Here is a 1764-nt window from a genome sequence, read left to right as displayed (position 1 = left end):
CAGCAGCGGATGTGGTTCCTGAATCGGTTGGATCCGGTCTCGGCGGTCAACAACATCCCGGCGGTAATCAGGTTGTCGGGTTCGTTGGATGTCGATGCGTTGCAGGCGGCGGTGTCGGATGTGGTGGCGCGGCACGAGTCGTTGCGGACGGTGTATCCGGAGGTCGACGGGGTCGGTTTCCAGGAGATCCTGCCTGTATCGGAGTCGGTCGTCGAGGTGCGTCCGGAGACTGTCGCGGCCGACGAGGTCTTGGCGCGTGTCACGGAGGTTGTGACTACCGGTTTCGATGTGACACAGCAGGTTCCGATCAGGGTGCGGCTGCTGCGGGTCACGCCGGAGGAGCATGTGCTGGTGGTGGTGGTTCATCACATCTCCGGTGACGGGTTCTCGATGGGGCCGTTGACTCGTGATGTGGTCACGGCGTATGCGGCGCGGGCTGCGGGCGCGGTCCCGGGGTGGTCGGCTTTGGAGGTGCAGTACGCGGATTACACGTTGTGGCAGCGAGAGGTCCTCGGCGACGATTCGGATCCGGAGTCGTTGCTGGCGCGGGAAACCGAGTTCTGGCGCACCACCCTCGCGGACCTTCCTGAAGAGTCGACGTTGCCGGGGGATCGGCCCCGTCCGGTGGTGTCGAGTTACCGGGGTGCCTCGCACGGTTTCACGATCGATGGTCGTATCCGTGCGGGTATCACCGATCTTGCCCGTCGCAGTGGTGCAACGGAATTCATGGTGGTGCATGCTGCGTTGGCGGTGATGCTGTCGCGGTTGAGCGCACAGTCCGATGTTGCGATCGGCACCCCGATCGCGGGTCGCGGCGAGGCCGCGCTGGACGATCTCGTGGGGATGTTCGTCAACACGCTCGTGTTGCGGACGTCGGTCGACGGTGGGGTGTCGTTCGGGGAGTTCCTCGACACCGTTCGCACGGGGGATCTCGATGCGTTCGCGCATGCCGATGTGCCGTTCGAGCGGTTGGTGGAGGTGCTCGATCCTGCGCGTTCGCAGGCGCGGCATCCGTTGTTCCAGGTGATGCTGACGTTCCAGAACTTGGCGGACGCGCATCTCGAGTTGCCCGGGTTGAGTGTCTCGGGTGTGGATGTCGATGTCCGGGTCGCGAAGTTCGATCTTCAGGTGACCGTCACCGATCTGGTCGGGTCGGGTGAGCAGTCGCAGGGATTCGGCGTCGAGTTCACCTACGCGACCGAGCTTTTCGATGCTTCGACGGTTCAGGGGTTCGCGGAGCGGTTCGTGCGGATCCTCGAGTCGGTGGTGTCCGATCCGTCGCTGCGGGTGGGGGATATCGATCTGCTGGGCGCCGATGAGCGGGTGATGGTGCTCGAGCGGTGGAACGATACGTCGCGTCCGGTGCCGGAGTCGACGTTGCTGGATCGGTTCGATGCGCAGGTCGCTGCGTCGCCGGATGCGGTGGCGGTGGTGTTCGAGGGTGTGTCGTTGACGTACGGCGAGTTCGATGCGCGGGTCAATCGGCTTGCGCGGTATTTGATCTCGCGGGGTGTGGGTCCGGAGACGACGGTGGGGTTGGCGGTGCGCCGGTCGTCGGATCTGTTGGTGGGGATGTATGCGATCGTGCGGGCGGGCGGCGCGTATGTGCCGATCGATCCGGATCAGCCTGCTGAGCGTAATGGTTTCATTGTGGAGTCGGTGTCGCCGGTGTTGGTGGTGTCGACGTCGCGGGACGGGGTCGACGTTCCGGTGTCGGTGCCGGTGGTGTCGATCGACACCCTCGATCTTGCCGGCGTATCAGCT

Annotated in this window: 1 protein-coding gene; it reads left to right on the top strand. The window is 64.5% G+C overall.

Annotated features, from left to right (window positions below):
* Window positions 1–1764, top strand: a 1764-nt coding sequence (locus RDCOP1_RS21065; protein ID WP_143152208.1) for a condensation domain-containing protein, incomplete at both ends; no start/stop codon positions are given.

Origin of the sequence: Rhodococcus coprophilus NBRC 100603 (assembly GCF_001895045.1) — a bacterium.
Classification (GTDB): Bacteria; Actinomycetota; Actinomycetes; order Mycobacteriales; family Mycobacteriaceae; genus Rhodococcus; species Rhodococcus coprophilus.
Note: the sequence above shows the minus strand (reverse complement) of the source record. Positions and strands in the feature narration are given on the sequence as shown.